Below are 15,758 nucleotides of genomic sequence, written 5' to 3' on the forward strand. Positions count from 1 at the left end.
TGTCAAAAATCTTTTGTTAATAAAAAGTTTTTTAAAGCAGAAACACCTTCTTGGTTAACAGTAGACAAAGAAAAAACTTTCTTCGCCCCCGCCAATCGTAATCGTTTTTCTGATAAATCTAAATCTGCTTGATCATGATTCAAATCTGTTTTCGTAATGATTCCAATCATCGGTTTAGTAAAACGTGATGAAAAGCAAGGTGGAAAATAATTCTGACGATTCGTAATACTCTGAACAAGCGCGATGCAATCCGCGCCAACCGCCGAACTGACTAACGCATTATAATAGAAACGATTTTCCAAAAACTCGCCTGGTGTATCAATCACATTATCTGTAAAGTATACTTGCTGCGTCTTATGATACTTGATCTCCCATTCATTCAAAAGCTGCATAAGGGTTGTTTTACCTGATCCAGTTTCTCCAATTAAAATGACTCGTTTCATCATTAAGTCCTAGTAATTTCTGCAACATCAAAATTCAAGATTGCTGCAAGTGAATTCGTCACTTGTTTTAAGGCAAATTCGACTGAGGATACTTCTCCGATAATCACGACAGCTCCACTAAAGCGATCCATAAAACCAATAGAGACATTTCCTGATTTCTTGGCAATATCTGCACCAATAATTGATGCCTCACTCGGTGTAATCGTCAAAATACCAATGGCGTCACCCGAATGCTCCAGTCCTAATTTTTCAAAAACTTCTTCATTAGCATGGGGGATCAAATGAGCAAGCGTGACCTGTTTCCCAGGGACATATTCTTGAATCGAACGCTCGATATTTCTCTTTTCACTCATAAAAAGTCACTCTCACTTTCATAAAAAGTTTAGCACAAAAAAATAGCATAGTTTTGTTCTAATACAACAAAATTATGCTTTCAGATTTCTTCATCGAAAATCCCCTTACCTGCCTAAAATTTATTCTTTCTATACAAAAAGCCTTCACCATTTTTGGCAAAGGCTTCATTGGTTATTTACTTAAGCGCTCAACGTCACGAGCGATCATTACTTCTTCGTCAGTTGGAATCACGTATACTTTTACGCGAGAATTTTCAGTTGAAAGTTCCGCTTCTTTTCCATGAATGCTCTTATTGATTTCTTCGTCGATTTCAATACCGAACCAAGTCATATTTTCTAAAACCATACGGCGAACAGGATCAGCATTTTCACCAACACCCGCGGTGAAAACAATAGCATCGACACCGTTCATTACTGAAATGTATTGAGCGATATATTTACGAATACGATCACAATAAATATCCAAAGCTAAAATAGCTTCTTCATTGCCTTCGTCAGCACCATTTTCGATGTCGCGCATATCACTTGAAATACCTGTTAACCCTAAAACACCTGATTTTTTGTTCAATACATCAATCATCTCGTTGATATCCTTGATTCCTGCTTTTTCCATTAGATATGGAAGCAACGAAGCATCAATGTCCCCAGCACGTGTTCCCATCGTCAACCCTGCTAACGGCGTGAAGCCCATAGATGTATCAACTGATTTTCCACCTTCAACAGCAGTAACAGAACCGCCATTACCAATGTGGGCAGTAATAATCTTCGTTTCTTCAATCGGTTTGCCAAGTAATTCAGCCGCACGTTCTGAAACATAACGGTGACTAGTTCCGTGGAAACCATATTTACGAGCAGAATACTTATCATAATACTCTTTAGGAATACTATACAAATAGTTCGTTGCCGGCATTGTTGAATGGAAAGAAGTGTCAAAAACAGCCACACTTGTTACATTTGGCAAAATATGACGGAAAGCCTTGATTCCCATTGCATTTGCTGGATTGTGCAACGGTGCGAATTCACTTAGTTCTTCGATTTTTCCCAAGACCTCATCATCAATCAAAACAGAATCCTTAAAATATTCACCGCCAGCTACTACACGGTGTCCCACACCGGTAATCTCATCAAATGATGTGATAATTTTTAGTTCGATTAATTGGTCTAATAGCATTTGAACCGCAACTTCATGATCTTTGATATCTAAAATTTGTTCAAATTTTTCTCCATCGCCATATTTGATGGTAAAGATTGAATCATTCAAGCCGATCCGTTCAACGATTCCTTTAGCGATTACTGATTCCTCAGGCATTTGATAAAGTTGCCATTTTAGACTTGAACTACCTGCATTGATTGCAATTGTTTTTGACATTTTAACTCTCCTTTATAATTGAAATGCTTTTAGCTCCTACGAGCAGTTTATAAATTAGAAGACTTCCAGTCCTCGAATTTTTTGAAGAATTCGGTTACTTGTTTTGGATCTTTTAATGATGGAAGATGAACGAGCAATACTTTTTCTGCTTGTTCAGCCGTTTCACCTTTTTTCTGTAACAGTAGAATACTCTTCCGTGAATGCTCAGACTTAAATAATTCATCTGGTAATTGGATGATTCCTTGCAATAGCACTTCATCTTTTAACCATTTTTGCAGTAACGGTCCCTGTTCAGTTTCTAAAAAATTACTTGGTACTAAGAAAAGACCAAAACCCTCAGGCTTCACATAATTCATGGCTTGCTCCATCAATAAATGATGAGCATAGCTGTGTTCTTTTTCAGAATGAGTCGCAAACTTCTCCGCTTGCTGATCATTTGGATAATAACCTACGGGAAGATCACCGATCACATAATCAACTGGATCGATTAACAAGTCCTGTAAACTATCTTGATGGAATAATTTGATTTCTTCCTTCATCAATAAGCTATTTGAAGCTGCAATAGCAAGAAGTGTCTCATCATTATCCACACCGATTCCCTTAACTGAATAATCTGCTGCCTGTAAATTGATCAACACCGTCAGTAATAGATTTCCCATACCAACAGTAATATCTAAAATTTCTAATGGTTGATTCTTTTTTAACGTTAATTGTTCAATTAGAAAAACAAATAAAAAGCCGATACTATCTGGCGTCAATTGATGGTTTGGCTGTAAGCTTTCCGTTTTTGAACCCTTAAGCAAAATCAATTGCGTTAATTTACGCCAATCTTCTTGCTCAAGCTCTAATCCTATTAATTTTTGATACAATGCTTCTACTTTTGTGACAGTATCAGCATCAGGTTGTTGATCAAGCACGCGTACTTTTGCATTGTCAACTAAGTTCTCCGTATTTTCGATGTAAGCGTCAAAAAAAGAAGTTCCTAGTGAATGCTGCAATGCGATGATCGCTTCTTCCATCAAAGAAAAAGCTGTTTCAATTTTTTCTGGATTCATCTTGCACCTCACAAACTAATATAACACTCACGATACCTGTTCTATTTTAGCGAACATATTGTAATTAATCAATCGCTTTCTTTCTTTTATTATTGATTTTCTAATTCAACCTAATGTATCTTTTACAAGATATTCCCCCTCATCAACGGGATACCACGAACTATATCAGTCAGATGAATTAGATGTGCTAATTTTTTCACAAAATTGATATGTTTTCTTTTTAATTTTCACATCAATTCTCACATAATCTTCCTCAGTTTCGTATGACAGCTCCCCCTTATTGAACTCCCACACACCCTCTTTTTCTTTTAATTTCGGATAGTCGGCTAAAAATAGTTCTTTTGCAATTTTAGCCTGATATAAGTGTTCAGTACGCTCCACCAGATCAGCTGTTTGATGATAACTTGTTGTTAAATTTAGCAGCAAAAAACTGAATAAAAAAATAGCCAATAAGACGGACAACAGCACTCCGCCTTGGCTATTTAAAGATCCATGTTCCTTCTTTCTTCTTTCCATCAACGAAGGTAACGATGAAATCCACACCATGATTATTTTCTTTGCACACAAATTGATTCACTCCTGTCAATAATGGTTGAAAACCATTGGATTGGCTTTTTACAATCCGCTGCTTATTTTTCTTAATTGTTACAGCAACTATTTCTCCTTCCGCGTTTTCCACTTCTCCATTAATTTCATGTGTTGTACTAGACAAATAGTTAACTTCCTCCAACTCATTGTCTAATTGAAGCAAAAACACTTCCCATTCTAATTGATGGTAACCGCTGATGGCTTGTTCCATTTTATTCGCATGTTTAATCAAACCAGACAACAACAATAAAATACCACTAAGCATCAAAAGTGCCACTAAACTTTCTAACAAGGTGAAGCCGCTACTTTTTGACAATCACGATTCCTCCTTGCTGGTGTATAGCTATCCCCTTTCCCATGGAAATCTCCATTTGTGAACTGTGCAATTCCAGAGAATGTAAACGGCATCGTCTTGTCTCAGTGTATAAATCACGATAATTTTCAAGAGTAGCTAACCGTTGGCGACTTTCTTTTTGCATTTGTACGGTAACGCCGACATAACTAGCTACAATAATCAATAAAATTGTTAAACTGACCAAGCTCTCTAATAGAATATATCCTTTATTTCCTTTCAAAACGACCACTTCCCATCTGAAACTGATAGGTGATAACTTTTCCTTCATCGGTAAAAACAACCTTTGGAATATTTCCATTTCCAGGCTGATCAGTAGAAACATTACCACTGCCAGCTTTAAAATAGATCGAATATCTGCTACCTAATTTAATTGATTTTGGAACGGGCAATATTCTCCATGATAATTCGGTATGATTGGTATAGAAATCAATTAATTGGGAACTGCTATTAAGACTAATTCGAGTTCTTTGATGATCTGCAATAGCCACTTGCTGCAAGTGCAAAGTAGATTTTTCAAATTGATAATAGAAAAATTTTTTTTCCAATTGATGCTGCCAGCTTTTGATAGCAATCGTCGGCAACAATACAAAAGCACAAACCAAAGCTAAAACAATCAACGTCTCGATTAAGGTGAAGCCGCTAAATTTATTTCTTTTGTACATATTTATTATACTGGTCTTCACTAACATAACCTTTACTGACTAATTCACCTTCCTCTGGCTTACGTCCATAATCCAGTTCAAAGACTTCAATTTGTGTCTCAACAACTTTGACAATAGCAGCATCGCTTTTATTGGTTGCGCTTTCTTTTTGACTCATTAGTTTGGGTACAAATAACAGCAACAGCAGACTAATAATAAATAAAACAACTAACATTTCCAACAAAGTAAAACCTGAAAGCTTCTTCTTCACAGTATCCCCTCCAAATTTGTTAAAGGCAGCAGCATTGTTAAATACAAGCTGACAATCAAAAGTGCAACAATTAGAAAGACAAGCGGCTGCAACCATGAAACCAAAAATTCTAATTGATTAAAAAAACGACGCCAAACTAATTGACTATAAGTTAATAGCTCCTTTGCTAAATTTCCGCGAGCCTCTCCCTGAAACACAATTCGACTGAATTCTTTAGTCAAAAAAGGATAACGTCCTAATTCTGCTGCTAAAGTATTGCCTTGCGCTAAACGGATTTTTAAATCAGCAGCAAGCTCTTGCATCAATGATTTTCCATCAATTACCAACAAACATTCAATAATCTGATTCAGTTCTAAACCTTGTTGAAAAAGCTTGCCCCATTCCAATGCGAAATAAGCTGAATAGTAATTGCTGAACAATGTTCCTACAAGTGGAATTTTCGCCAAGAAACGAAAGCGAACTATATAATTATGCCGCTTTCCCCAATTCCTCCAGCTGAGCATCAGTAAGACCAAAAAAAGAATTATTCCTAATCCAATCATAGGAACTGCTTTTATTAACTGTACAGAAAAGTCTTCTGCACGGATCATTCCGCTGGTCAATAGCTGGGGAAGTAAGAAAAAACGCATACCTAAAAGAATTACGATTAAGAAAACGAGTAAAAGCAGCGGATAGGATACAGCTTTTAGAAAATTTTCTCGCTGACGTTGAACTAAGCGCATTTGTTCAGCGATTCCTAATAGCGTTTGGGCCAAATCCCCATGAGTCTCCGCTAATTCGATTTGTAAGAGCTGGTCATTCGAATACCGCAGTTGGGTAAAGCTTAGTGCCAAACTTTTTCCCTGATGTAAATCTTGTTGAACGGCTTCCAAAATAGACGGTGCAAAAAGATTGGCATTGATAAAAAAAGCAAACGCCTGCTGCAAACTAAAACCATTTTGCAAGAGATCTCCTAATAGATGAACAAAGTCAACTCGTTGTTTTCTCGTCATTTGCTTTTTGCGCCACACGATTTAACCCTTCTTTCCAAGTAAAATGTACTTCCTCTTTATAAAATCGATAACTAGTCAATAACCCTACCGTTTCATTTACTGACAACAGTTCCTGATAAACAATTCCCTGTAAACATTCTTTGAGCAGTGTGGCTTCCCCACCCAGTTCAAAAATCCTCGCATGGGCAGACTCTAGGCTGGCCGCATGGATTGTTGCATACACACAATGACCAGTCAGAGCAGCTCTGATCGCTCCTTGAATCGTTTTCGTATCACGAATCTCCCCGATTATTAAAACATCGGGATGATGTCGTAAAGACAACTTAATCAGTTCATCGTAACTCTGATAAATTTTTTCGTTTACTTGTAACTGCAAAAAATCTGCTTCTTCAATCTCTACAGGATCTTCAATCGTGATCACTTGACCATCCATCTCTCGTGCCAATTTATACATTAAGGTTGTTTTCCCTGAACCTACGGGACCACAAAATAGGTATAAACCACGTTTTTTTGTGTGTTGCTGGAGAATTTCAATTTGCTCTGGTAAATGATATACTTCGGGACTGCGACCAAATTGATGCAGAAAACGAATAACTAAACTTTCTTGTTGTAAATAATTTCCAACAGTCGAAAGACGTAACCGTTGTTCACCATGAGGCAAGGGGTAGGAGATCGCACCAAGCTGAGCTTTTCGTTTTTCACTGACATCCATTTGACCCAAAAATTTGAAACGATTGATCAACTGCAGGGCAGAAACCACACACATTTCATTATTAACATAGGATAGAGTCGAGTTTTTATGTTCATAGAAGGGACCTCTCCGAAAAAAGTAGCGGTACTTTTCACCTTGAGGTAATAAATATAAATCCTGCATTTGATGATCGAAACCATATTGGATCAATTCGTCTGAAAACTGTTCAATCTCCATTCCTTTCACCTCGAAAATAATATACGCAGAACATTTTCAATTCTTCAAAAAAAAAGAAGATAAACCAAAAAAAGTTCATCTTCTTGTAGCAATTATTTTGTTTTGTCTTTAAAACGGGCTTCCACTCGGTAAATTCGCTGTCCTTTGCTTGAAAATTTTTCTTCATATTCGGTCATAATATTTCCTTCATAATTACTTTCATGCAAGTCTAACCAAACTTGTTCCAATGTCATACCGTATTTTGAAAAACTACTCAGTGAGTATTCGAACAATCCTTGATTGTCAGTTTTAAAATGAATCTCACCAGCAGGTCGTAAAATTTCCTCATCTACTGCTAAGAAGCTTGGTGAAGTTAAACGTCGCTTCTCATGTTTTTTCTTTGGCCATGGATCAGAGAAGTTCAAATATATTTGATCAACTTCACTATCAGCAAAATAATTTGTCAGCTCCGACCCATCAACATGCAATAATTGTAAATTTGGCAATTCTGCTTCAACTAATTTATCTAGTGCGATAGAAATCACACTCACTTGCATCTCAATTCCAATATAATTGATTTCAGGATGTGCAGCAGCCATTCCAGTGATGAATTGACCTTTCCCCATACCGATTTCAATATGGATCGGATGATCATTACCGAAACGTTCAGACCAGCGGCCTTTCCACGCTTCTGGTTCTTGTACAACATATTCAGGACGGGCAGCCAGCATTTCTGCAGCCCCCGGACGGTTTCTAACGCGCATTGTTTTCCTCCAAAAAGTTCTTTTAAAATAAAATTAATAACAGTATTTCCATGAACAAACCTATTTTATTCATCCGTTAATTGAACTTACAAAAAGCTGAACAAGACGTTCAGCTTCCAGCAAAAATTCGTTTTAATTGTAAGATTGATTGATTCATATGATGATATTCTTCTCGTTTATACTGACGAGCGATCTCTAGCAGCAAGCTCATTAAGCCATACCAGTATACTCGTTCCATATTTTCATCCGTCGGGCGAATCCCATAGCGGACGAGCCATTTACTCCAGCTGGATAATGGTACATAGTTTCCTAAAATCGTACCAATATCTAATGCTGGATCAGCGAACATCACCGAATCCCAGTCAACTAGATATAAATAGTTAGAACAAACCAACCAGTTCCGATGATTTACATCCCCATGAACAACAGTGTAATTCTTTTTAGCGTAGGTTGGGATGTTTTTTTTCAAATAATCATACACTAATTCAATAAAACCATTTTGCTCGATCATTGTCGGCAAATTCGCCTCATAATCAGCTAATAGTTGTTGTGGTGACACTTGACGTCCACCCATTTTTTTTAACATCACTTTCAATGATGGCGAGTGATGTAGATGATATAATACATCAACCACGTCATTTCGACGCGGAATTTCTTCTGGCTCAAGAATTCGACCATCCAACCATTCTTGAGCAGTCAGTGTATCACCATTTCCTGTTCGTTTGATCCAAACAAGTTTTGGTGCGATTCCTTCACGAGATAAAGCCGCCAACATTGGGGTGGTATTTCGTTTAATGAAGACGCGATCTTCGTCACGATAGCCGATATACGTTTTTCCCGTATCACCTTTGATCGGCTGCACACGCCAGTCACTATCCAACTGAAACTCCATTCCCAAGGCCCTCCCCTAGCATTTTAAACGTATTTCCTATTTTAGTCGGGGAAAGTCGCTTCGTCAAGGGCATGTATGTTCTTCTTTGATTATTTTTCATCACGATGCGCCTGAACCGCTAAATTCACTGACTCGATATACGCGTTAAGAAGCTTTTTCGTCACTTTCCCTGGCGTCCCATCACCAATTGTTTGATTATCGATTTCAATGATTGGCATGATTTCGGCTACTGAACTCGTTTTAAAACATTCGTCTGCCGCAAGTAGCTCTTTTTCAGTGAATGCTTCTTCTTTCAATTCGATACCTAAAGCTTTTACCAATTCCCGAATTTTAATTTTTGCGATTCCTGGTAAAACAAGATTCCCGTCTGGATGGGTATAAAGCACTTCGTCTTTCACCATCCACAAATTTGAAGCTGATGCTTCCGTTACAATGCCATCGCGTACTAAAACTGCTTCGTCATAGCCTTTTTGCTGTGCTTCATCTAAGGCCATGATATTGCCTAATAAGCTGATGGATTTGATGTCGCAACGCAGCCAGCGTTTATCTTCTACAAAACCAGCGCGAATACCGATATTCTGTTTCGCACTTGGGCGAGACGCAGGTTGAATGTCAGCCATCAAAACCGGTTGAACTTCTTTCGGATTGGGAAAATCATGTAGTCGCGGTTTTGCTGTACCACGTGTTACTTGAAAATAAACTCGAGCATTTTCAAGTCCAACTTCTTGTGCTAGGCGATGCAGACGCTGACTTAATTCTTCTCTTGTAAATGGAAGTGTCATGCGAATTTTTTCAGCACTGACCCAAAGACGGTCCAAATGCTCCTTTTCCATATACATATACCCATCATAAATCCGAATCACTTCGTAAATACCGTCACCAAATTGATAACCGCGATCTTCTATATCAATCTTTACTTCTGATTCATCGACAATTTCTTCATTCCATAATACTTTCATTCACTAATCCTCCATTTTCTTTATTCTGGTCGGGAGATAGAACCAAGCAAACAAGCCAATTTCACCTAAAAGTAACACAAGTAAAGCGAAACTTCCGACAATAGACAAATGTATCATACTGCAAATGGTGAAAATAATTGCCGCGGCAGATAACAAAATGACCATTAACTGACGCAAAGCAGTCTTTTTATACTTCTGCGAAACTGGATAAAGCTGAGTCGCACTAATGTAATCAAACTGATTATACAAAGGAATCATTTGAAAACCTATTAAGTAAATAAACAGCATACTGACACCCGCAATAAAGCGAAAGTCATTCAGCGAAAATAGCAATACACCGCCTACAATCAATAAACGAAAGAACAGTCCGCCAAATTCTGCTCCCCGCAGAGCTCTGCGGGCAAATAAATAAAGATACGTGTTTTCTTGCTTGAAGCGAATTCTTGCTAATAAACCGTCTAAATACTTTCTGCGTCGTACTTTTGCTTCAACTTCTGGAACATCAGTAAACAAATTAATAAATTGATAAATCCGATGCAAGCGAGCATTTTCCTGATCAATCATCTTACTCCAATCCAACAGTCGATCCTTTTCCTGCGTGATCGAAATGAACCCAAATACTGCTACGAAAGCCAAAATCGTGCCAAGCCACGCTGATCCATATAAACTAGCAAAAATAATCACACCACTCACACAGAACCATAATACAGTCAAACGTTGCGTTTGCTCCCGTGTTTCTTGGTAGCATGCTAAGCGTTGTATTCTTAGATTTCCTAATTTTAGGCCCCAAAGCATTAGTAAGTAAAAGAAAAAGCTTACAAAACTTACTTGTTTGGCTAAAACCACTAATGGCAATAACACTCCGCAAATAAGCAGTTCAATTACGAATGGAAAAGCGATTGAATGACGTAAACCGCGTGATAGATAGTTCCCCATTTCCTTTTCTTTGGGTAATAAAAAGGTCATATCCGCTGGTTCAACTAAGGTCGCTAATTTACCAAATGGTAAGATAAACCACCAAATAATTCCTACGATTGGCAAGCTCCAAGGAAAATCTGTCGGTAATTGTTTTAAAAGATTTGAATAATAAAAGGCTAGTCCTCCGACTAAAAACAAGCACACCAAAACAAAATGATCATTCAATACGTAGCGCATATATTTCATCATTTTTTTCTGATGGCGTTGCCGCCTTAATAGAAAAAAATCATGCATGTTCTTTCTCCTTTGTCAACGCAATATAGATTTCATCCAAAGAGGACCCTGGCAAATTAAACTCCGCCTGCAATTCCTGCAAAGTCCCTTGTGCTCGTACTTCACCCTCATGCAATACGATAAAACGATCACAATACTTCTCTGCCGTTGCTAAAATGTGAGTAGACATCAAGATTGCGGCCCCTTGCTCCTTCATCGTTACCATCAGCTCTAATAGCGCATTGATTGCCAATGGGTCTAATCCTAAAAAGGGTTCATCGATGATATACAAACTGGGTTGGATTAAAAAGGCGCATAGAACCATCACTTTCTGCTTCATTCCCTTAGAAAAATTCACAGGGAACCAGTCTAGACGATTTTCCAAACGAAAGGTCTTCAATAATGATTCAGCCCGTTTCATCGCCTCATCCTTAGGAATCCCATATGCCATTGCGGTAACTTCGATATGTTCTCGCAACGTTAATTCTTCATATAATGAAGGTGTTTCAGGAATATAACCGATCTTTTTTCGATAGTTCTCTGGATCTTGCTGTAAAGTCAAGTCATCAACTGTAATAGTTCCCTTCTGCGGCGTCAATAATCCAATGATATTTTTGATTGTTGTAGATTTCCCTGCTCCATTCAAGCCGATCAAACCGATCATTTCTCCATTATGGACTTCAAAATTAATATCCTTTAAAACAGGCAAGTGACCGTAGCCGCCTGTAACATGCTGAATCGTTAAGCTCATACTTATCCTCCTAGTTCGTTTCACTCTATTTATACGAAAAACTAATGGCTTCTCATTTTCTAAATTTAAGGCAGAAATAGCCTCGCTGAAGCGGCACTCAATTTCATAGTTTACATTATAGCAGAATCCTATAAATAATTAATCTTCTCCCAACCTTTTCCAGCACAAGTATTACAAGTTATGGTAAAGTAAAAGAAGTATTTACGATCGCTTACCTGCTTTTTACAGCAGCGGCACAATATAAAACAATATGAGTGAATGAGAAAGGATGTTTGCAATGGAAAATTGTATTTTTTGTAAAATTATTGATCAAGAAATCCCTAGCTACAAAATTTATGAGGACGAAAAAGTCTATGCATTTCTAGACATCTCACAAGCAACGAAAGGCCACACATTAGTTGTGCCAAAAAAACATGTAAATGATATTTTTGAATATGATGAAAATTTAGCCGCTGATCTCTTTACACGTATTCCTAAAATTGCCCGTGCACTAGAAAAAGCATTTCCTGAAATAGAAGGCTTAAATATCATAAATAATAATAAAGAGTTGGCGTATCAATCTGTTTTCCACTCACATGTTCATCTGATCCCTCGCTACAGTAAAAAGGATGATTTTTCGATTCACTTTGGTAATCATGCGGAGGAACAGTCAGCAGAAGAATTACAAGCGATCGCGGATAAGATCAAGGAGCAGGTGAAATAAATGAGTTTTTTTAAAGGAATTTTATTTGGTGCCGGTCTTGGAACACTCGGCGGACTTCTATTAGCACCACGTAAAGGAGAAGAAACCCGGGAAAAACTGATCACTAATACGCGTGAACTCGTAGTATTAACGGACGAATTAAATGATAATCTGGCTGATTTTCGTGAATCTGTAACGAACCTAAAGGAAACCTTTGATACGTTAATTCCCGCCTTTAAATCTGGCGTGGAAAAGGATATCGAGGAATTTCGCTTCCAAGCGGAGCCGCGCATTCAACAGATCCAAGAACAAATTGACAAAATCAATCAGGCCTTGCCTGAAGTCGATGAAAAAAAAGTAATCAAGAAGGGCCGCTATTCTTTAGAGCGTCCGGCTGGATAGCAGTAACCAATTTATTTCATTAAAAATAATTATGCCTTTATTGTGAATTTTCTCGGAAACTATTTTTAATCCCCTTTCCTTTACATTTTTAGGTGTGTTATAGTTGAACAGGAATAACAAACAGATGTAAATTTTAATTTTTAGGAGTTGTAGCATAGAAATGAAGAAAAAGATTCTTTTAGCCACTACTGGCTTACTTAGTGTAATTGTTTTAGGGGCTTGTTCAGGAAGTTCTAATCAAGACATCGCAACAATGAAGGGCGGTAAAATTACCGTCGAAGATTTTTATAATGAAGCGAAAAAAGAACAATCGAACCAAAGTTTAGTACGTAACATGATCATCTATAAGGTTTTTGAAAATGCCTATGGTGATAAAGTCACAGACAAGCAAATTGACAAAGAATATAAGAAACAAGAGAAGCAATTAGGCGATAGCTTTGAAAGTCAACTACAATCAGCTGGCTATACAAAAAAATCGTATAAAGAATATTTGAAACAGTCTTTAGCTTTCCAAGAAGGATTAAAAGCTCATGTAAAAATTACTGATAAAGACATAAAAGCTGCTTGGGATTCATTCCATCCAGAAGTAACTGCTCGCATTATTTTAGCTAGCAGCGAAGATGAAGCAAAAGAAATCAAAAAACAATTAGATGACAAAGGTGATTTTGCAAAGATCGCTAAAGAAAAATCACAAGATTCAACAACGAAAAAAGATGGCGGCGAAATCAAATTTGACTCACAATCAACAACTGTTCCTTCTGAAGTTAAAGAAGCAGCCTTTAAGTTGAAGGATGGCGAAGTTTCTGATGTGATTACGGCAATGGATTCATCTACTTACCAATCAAGCTACTACATTGTTAAGATGGAAAAAAATTCATCTAAAGGCAATGACATGGATAAATACAAAAAGGAATTAAAACAAATCGCTGAAGACACTAAAATGGCTGATCAAACCTTCTCTTCTGAAGTAATTTCAAAAGAATTGAAGAAAGCAAACATGAAGATCAAAGATGATTCATTTGAAAATATCTTATCTGACTTCTTAACAACAAATAGTTCAAATAAGAAAGCAACTGATTCATCAAAATAATTATGAGTAGTAAAGGGGAATTCCAAGCGGAGTTCCCCTTTTTTTATTATTCATGCTACAATAAGGTAGCGAATACTTATAAGAAATAGGTGAACTGTAGATGAAAAAATTTGCCTCTAAAGAAGCAGAAAAAGATTACTATGAGCACGAAGCAGATGAAGCGGAATTCATTGCTTGGTATAAAGAACAAGACCACCCCGAGTATGACAAGCCCTCAGTCACTGTCGATATCGTCATTATGGGCTATAACAAAGAAGAGGATCAATTAAAAATTTTACTAATTCAACGACGCGGCAATCCTTATCGTAATTCTTGGGCACTCCCTGGCGGATTCGTTGAGCGCAATGAATCTACCAACGACAGTGTACGTCGCGAAACCGCTGAAGAAACCGGTTTAACTATCGGCCGAAAAAGTGTCGAGCAGCTCCATACCTTTAGTACACCGAACCGTGATCCTCGTGGTTGGGTGATCACTGTCAGCTATCTTGCATTTATTGGACAAGTACCTCCCACTGCTGGAGATGATACACAGGATGCGCGCTGGTTTAATCTGGAACGTCATGAAGATACGATTTGCTTAACAAGTGATGATATTTCAATTGAAATTGAGCTTGAGGCTGGAAAATCAATCGGTAAAGATACTTTAGCCTTTGACCATAATGAGATTATCCGCAAAGCCTTCAATCGTGTTTTAAACAAAATGGATCACGAACCATTAATTTTACAGGTTTTAGGTGAAGAATTTACGATTACTGAAGCACGTAAAGTTTTTGCGAAATTTTTAGGCGTTGATTATAAAACCGTCGATCACTCAAATTTCAAAAAAGCAATGCTGCAATATTTTGATGAAATTGGCGAACGACCAGTCGGAATCGGTCGTCCTTCTAAGATTTATCGTTTAAAAGATGAAATTGGTGAAAAAAAATAAAAATTTTACTTACATGAATCATAAAAATCTGTATATAATGGAAAAAGCAAAAAATGACTTTCCATAACGCAGTGAAGATCCCAAGTGGCAATCGTAGCGAGTTATATGATTGCCTTTTTTTGCGTCTTGAAATTCATGACCTGTTTATGAATTCACCATATTTAAATTTAGGAGGATTTTAATGCCAAGTAATAAAAGAGAAAGTTTTGTTTATACGATAATGATGTGTTTTGTGATGGTGTTCTGGATGAGCTTATATAATATCGCTTTACAATCCGGTACAATCACTTTAGAGGTACTTAAAACAGCCTGGCTCGGTTTACCTTTGGGCTATTGCTGCGCTTTAATTCTGGACTGGTTTGTCGTTTCGACTACAGCGAAAAAAATCGCATTCAAAATCATGCCTACATTTGCTAGTCCTTTACGCAAAGTCTTAACCATTTCTAGCTGCATGGTTTTACCCATGGTCTTTTTCATGTCGCTTTATGGCTCTATTGATGTTTTAAGCCATACACATGAATGGAACAAATTGTTCATTATGTGGGGAACGAACATTTTGAAAAATCTTGTGATGGCACTGCCATTTCAAATAATTATCGCTGGACCACTCGTTCGAAAAGTTTTCAGAAGACTTTTTCCTGTCGGCACGATTTTAGCGTAATACGAAAAAATAACCGAAAGCACCTTCACGTGTGCTTTCGGTTATTTTGATTTACATAGATAGCTAATTGTTCCGTTAAGATAGCTAGCTGATTTTCTAGAATTTCCACACGTTTTTCTAATTCACCGTTAGAAGCTCGCTGTCGCTCACTCTCCACTCTTCGGTTCGAGTAAAGTTTTGGTAAACCGGAGGATTCATACTGTTCCAATAATTGAGGGATTTTTTGATTATCAATTATAACTTGAGTCGTGATCAAAATTTCACCGTCATCATTCACCCTCCGATTTGTCCTTGTCTCCATACCCTCAAAAGCTTTAGGACCAATAACATATCCTGTCATCTCTTTGATGATCATTTGATTTTCTCTTAACCAGCCGTAAAATGTATTTTGATTAAGCCCATACTCTCTCTTTACTTCAATTAATTTCATGACGTACCTCCTCTTCTTTTGTTAAAAAGATACG

The 15,758-nt window shown here is 37.4% G+C and carries 22 protein-coding genes; 5 read left to right on the forward strand and 17 right to left on the reverse strand.

Annotation, left to right across the window (positions count from 1 at the left end):
- Positions 1–2 precede the first annotated feature (2 nt).
- The 16 genes from AUF14_RS09155 to AUF14_RS09230 all read right to left on the reverse strand — a co-directional run bounded on the left by AUF14_RS09155 (position 3) and on the right by AUF14_RS09230 (position 11,531).
- Positions 3–446 carry a EutP/PduV family microcompartment system protein gene (locus AUF14_RS09155; protein WP_225844326.1) on the reverse strand — a complete coding sequence of 148 codons (444 nt, stop codon included), beginning with the start codon at positions 444–446 and terminating at the stop codon, positions 3–5.
- Positions 446–796 (reverse strand): BMC domain-containing protein, encoded by a 351-nt coding sequence (locus AUF14_RS09160; RefSeq protein ID WP_016181451.1) that lies wholly within the window; start codon positions 794–796, stop codon positions 446–448. The genes AUF14_RS09155 and AUF14_RS09160 overlap by 1 nt, the downstream gene beginning before the upstream one ends.
- A 172-nt stretch (positions 797–968) precedes the next feature.
- Positions 969–2,165, reverse strand: coding sequence for an acetate kinase (locus AUF14_RS09165; RefSeq protein ID WP_049219789.1), 1,197 nt, complete (start codon positions 2,163–2,165; stop codon positions 969–971).
- 47 nt (positions 2,166–2,212) lie between these two features.
- Complete coding sequence (locus tag AUF14_RS09170) at positions 2,213–3,220, reverse strand: class I SAM-dependent methyltransferase (protein WP_048718836.1); 1,008 nt, start codon at positions 3,218–3,220, stop codon at positions 2,213–2,215.
- A gap of 165 nt (positions 3,221–3,385) precedes the next feature.
- Positions 3,386–3,736 carry a competence type IV pilus minor pilin ComGG gene (gene comGG, locus AUF14_RS09175; protein ID WP_225844327.1) on the reverse strand — a complete coding sequence of 117 codons (351 nt, stop codon included), beginning with the start codon at positions 3,734–3,736 and terminating at the stop codon, positions 3,386–3,388.
- On the reverse strand, positions 3,699–4,124 hold the full coding sequence (gene comGF / locus AUF14_RS09180; protein WP_048718834.1) for a competence type IV pilus minor pilin ComGF: 426 nt from the start codon (positions 4,122–4,124) through the stop codon (positions 3,699–3,701). The genes comGG and comGF overlap by 38 nt, the downstream gene beginning before the upstream one ends.
- Positions 4,111–4,392 (reverse strand): competence type IV pilus minor pilin ComGE, encoded by a 282-nt coding sequence (comGE, locus tag AUF14_RS09185; protein ID WP_225844328.1) that lies wholly within the window; start codon positions 4,390–4,392, stop codon positions 4,111–4,113. The genes comGF and comGE overlap by 14 nt, the downstream gene beginning before the upstream one ends.
- Positions 4,370–4,825 (reverse strand): competence type IV pilus minor pilin ComGD, encoded by a 456-nt coding sequence (gene comGD, locus AUF14_RS09190; protein ID WP_049219791.1) that lies wholly within the window; start codon positions 4,823–4,825, stop codon positions 4,370–4,372. Before comGD ends, comGE begins: the two co-directional genes overlap by 23 nt.
- Positions 4,809–5,075: a competence type IV pilus major pilin ComGC gene (gene comGC, locus AUF14_RS09195; RefSeq protein ID WP_016181444.1), complete on the reverse strand. Its 267-nt coding sequence runs from the start codon at positions 5,073–5,075 to the stop codon at positions 4,809–4,811. The genes comGD and comGC overlap by 17 nt, the downstream gene beginning before the upstream one ends.
- The gene (gene comGB / locus AUF14_RS09200) at positions 5,072–6,085 is read right to left on the reverse strand and encodes a competence type IV pilus assembly protein ComGB (RefSeq protein WP_049219792.1); all 1,014 of its coding nucleotides are present in this window, start codon (positions 6,083–6,085) and stop codon (positions 5,072–5,074) included. Before comGB ends, comGC begins: the two co-directional genes overlap by 4 nt.
- Positions 6,045–6,995 carry a competence type IV pilus ATPase ComGA gene (gene comGA, locus AUF14_RS09205; protein WP_049219793.1) on the reverse strand — a complete coding sequence of 317 codons (951 nt, stop codon included), beginning with the start codon at positions 6,993–6,995 and terminating at the stop codon, positions 6,045–6,047. Before comGA ends, comGB begins: the two co-directional genes overlap by 41 nt.
- A 92-nt stretch (positions 6,996–7,087) precedes the next feature.
- Positions 7,088–7,738 carry a tRNA (guanosine(46)-N7)-methyltransferase TrmB gene (gene trmB / locus AUF14_RS09210; protein ID WP_016181441.1) on the reverse strand — a complete coding sequence of 217 codons (651 nt, stop codon included), beginning with the start codon at positions 7,736–7,738 and terminating at the stop codon, positions 7,088–7,090.
- Positions 7,739–7,847: 109 nt separating this feature from the next.
- Positions 7,848–8,630: a phosphotransferase family protein gene (locus AUF14_RS09215; RefSeq protein WP_016181440.1), complete on the reverse strand. Its 783-nt coding sequence runs from the start codon at positions 8,628–8,630 to the stop codon at positions 7,848–7,850.
- Positions 8,631–8,719: 89 nt separating this feature from the next.
- Entirely contained in the window at positions 8,720–9,589 is an 870-nt protein-coding gene (gene dat / locus AUF14_RS09220; protein WP_049219794.1) for a D-amino-acid transaminase, read from the reverse strand.
- 3 nt (positions 9,590–9,592) lie between these two features.
- Positions 9,593–10,801, reverse strand: coding sequence for an ABC transporter permease (locus AUF14_RS09225; RefSeq protein ID WP_102866011.1), 1,209 nt, complete (start codon positions 10,799–10,801; stop codon positions 9,593–9,595).
- Positions 10,794–11,531, reverse strand: a complete 738-nt coding sequence (locus AUF14_RS09230; protein WP_048720145.1) for an ABC transporter ATP-binding protein — start codon at positions 11,529–11,531, stop codon at positions 10,794–10,796. Before AUF14_RS09230 ends, AUF14_RS09225 begins: the two co-directional genes overlap by 8 nt.
- Positions 11,532–11,808: 277 nt before the next feature.
- On the opposite strand from AUF14_RS09230, the gene AUF14_RS09235 reads away from it, so the two are divergent.
- The 5 genes from AUF14_RS09235 to AUF14_RS09255 all read left to right on the forward strand — a co-directional run bounded on the left by AUF14_RS09235 (position 11,809) and on the right by AUF14_RS09255 (position 15,294).
- Complete coding sequence (locus tag AUF14_RS09235) at positions 11,809–12,234, forward strand: HIT family protein (RefSeq protein ID WP_049219797.1); 426 nt, start codon at positions 11,809–11,811, stop codon at positions 12,232–12,234.
- Positions 12,235–12,615 carry a YtxH domain-containing protein gene (locus tag AUF14_RS09240; RefSeq protein WP_049219798.1) on the forward strand — a complete coding sequence of 127 codons (381 nt, stop codon included), beginning with the start codon at positions 12,235–12,237 and terminating at the stop codon, positions 12,613–12,615.
- 160 nt (positions 12,616–12,775) lie between these two features.
- A complete protein-coding gene (locus AUF14_RS09245; protein WP_102866012.1) occupies positions 12,776–13,705 on the forward strand; it encodes a peptidylprolyl isomerase in 930 nt (309 codons plus the stop codon).
- Positions 13,706–13,805: 100 nt separating this feature from the next.
- Positions 13,806–14,633 (forward strand): NUDIX hydrolase, encoded by an 828-nt coding sequence (locus tag AUF14_RS09250; protein WP_049219799.1) that lies wholly within the window; start codon positions 13,806–13,808, stop codon positions 14,631–14,633.
- Between the two features lie 181 nt (positions 14,634–14,814).
- Positions 14,815–15,294 carry a DUF2798 domain-containing protein gene (locus AUF14_RS09255; RefSeq protein ID WP_102866013.1) on the forward strand — a complete coding sequence of 160 codons (480 nt, stop codon included), beginning with the start codon at positions 14,815–14,817 and terminating at the stop codon, positions 15,292–15,294.
- 25 nt (positions 15,295–15,319) lie between these two features.
- Here AUF14_RS09255 and AUF14_RS09260 read toward each other — a convergent pair whose 3' ends face one another.
- Positions 15,320–15,724 (reverse strand): hypothetical protein, encoded by a 405-nt coding sequence (locus AUF14_RS09260; protein ID WP_048720150.1) that lies wholly within the window; start codon positions 15,722–15,724, stop codon positions 15,320–15,322.
- Between the last annotated feature and the right edge of the window lie 34 nt (positions 15,725–15,758).

Origin of the sequence: Enterococcus avium (genome assembly GCF_002891025.1) — a bacterium.
GTDB classification, from domain to species: Bacteria; Bacillota; Bacilli; order Lactobacillales; family Enterococcaceae; genus Enterococcus_A; species Enterococcus_A avium.

Coding starts and splice junctions, on each gene's coding strand:
- comGD (WP_049219791.1), bottom strand. CDS start 4,825: ATGTACAAAAGAAATAAATTTAGCGGCTTCACCTTAATCGAGACGTTG.
- comGG (WP_225844327.1), bottom strand. CDS start 3,736: ATGGAAAGAAGAAAGAAGGAACATGGATCTTTAAATAGCCAAGGCGGA.
- dat (WP_049219794.1), bottom strand. CDS start 9,589: ATGAAAGTATTATGGAATGAAGAAATTGTCGATGAATCAGAAGTAAAG.
- AUF14_RS09165 (WP_049219789.1), bottom strand. CDS start 2,165: ATGTCAAAAACAATTGCAATCAATGCAGGTAGTTCAAGTCTAAAATGG.
- AUF14_RS09235 (WP_049219797.1), top strand. CDS start 11,809: ATGGAAAATTGTATTTTTTGTAAAATTATTGATCAAGAAATCCCTAGC.
- AUF14_RS09240 (WP_049219798.1), top strand. CDS start 12,235: ATGAGTTTTTTTAAAGGAATTTTATTTGGTGCCGGTCTTGGAACACTC.
- AUF14_RS09155 (WP_225844326.1), bottom strand. CDS start 446: ATGATGAAACGAGTCATTTTAATTGGAGAAACTGGATCAGGTAAAACA.
- AUF14_RS09260 (WP_048720150.1), bottom strand. CDS start 15,724: ATGAAATTAATTGAAGTAAAGAGAGAGTATGGGCTTAATCAAAATACA.
- AUF14_RS09255 (WP_102866013.1), top strand. CDS start 14,815: ATGCCAAGTAATAAAAGAGAAAGTTTTGTTTATACGATAATGATGTGT.
- AUF14_RS09245 (WP_102866012.1), top strand. CDS start 12,776: ATGAAGAAAAAGATTCTTTTAGCCACTACTGGCTTACTTAGTGTAATT.
- AUF14_RS09230 (WP_048720145.1), bottom strand. CDS start 11,531: ATGAGCTTAACGATTCAGCATGTTACAGGCGGCTACGGTCACTTGCCT.
- AUF14_RS09160 (WP_016181451.1), bottom strand. CDS start 796: ATGAGTGAAAAGAGAAATATCGAGCGTTCGATTCAAGAATATGTCCCT.
- comGA (WP_049219793.1), bottom strand. CDS start 6,995: ATGGAGATTGAACAGTTTTCAGACGAATTGATCCAATATGGTTTCGAT.
- AUF14_RS09225 (WP_102866011.1), bottom strand. CDS start 10,801: ATGCATGATTTTTTTCTATTAAGGCGGCAACGCCATCAGAAAAAAATG.
- AUF14_RS09215 (WP_016181440.1), bottom strand. CDS start 8,630: ATGGAGTTTCAGTTGGATAGTGACTGGCGTGTGCAGCCGATCAAAGGT.
- trmB (WP_016181441.1), bottom strand. CDS start 7,738: ATGCGCGTTAGAAACCGTCCGGGGGCTGCAGAAATGCTGGCTGCCCGT.
- AUF14_RS09170 (WP_048718836.1), bottom strand. CDS start 3,220: ATGAATCCAGAAAAAATTGAAACAGCTTTTTCTTTGATGGAAGAAGCG.
- AUF14_RS09250 (WP_049219799.1), top strand. CDS start 13,806: ATGAAAAAATTTGCCTCTAAAGAAGCAGAAAAAGATTACTATGAGCAC.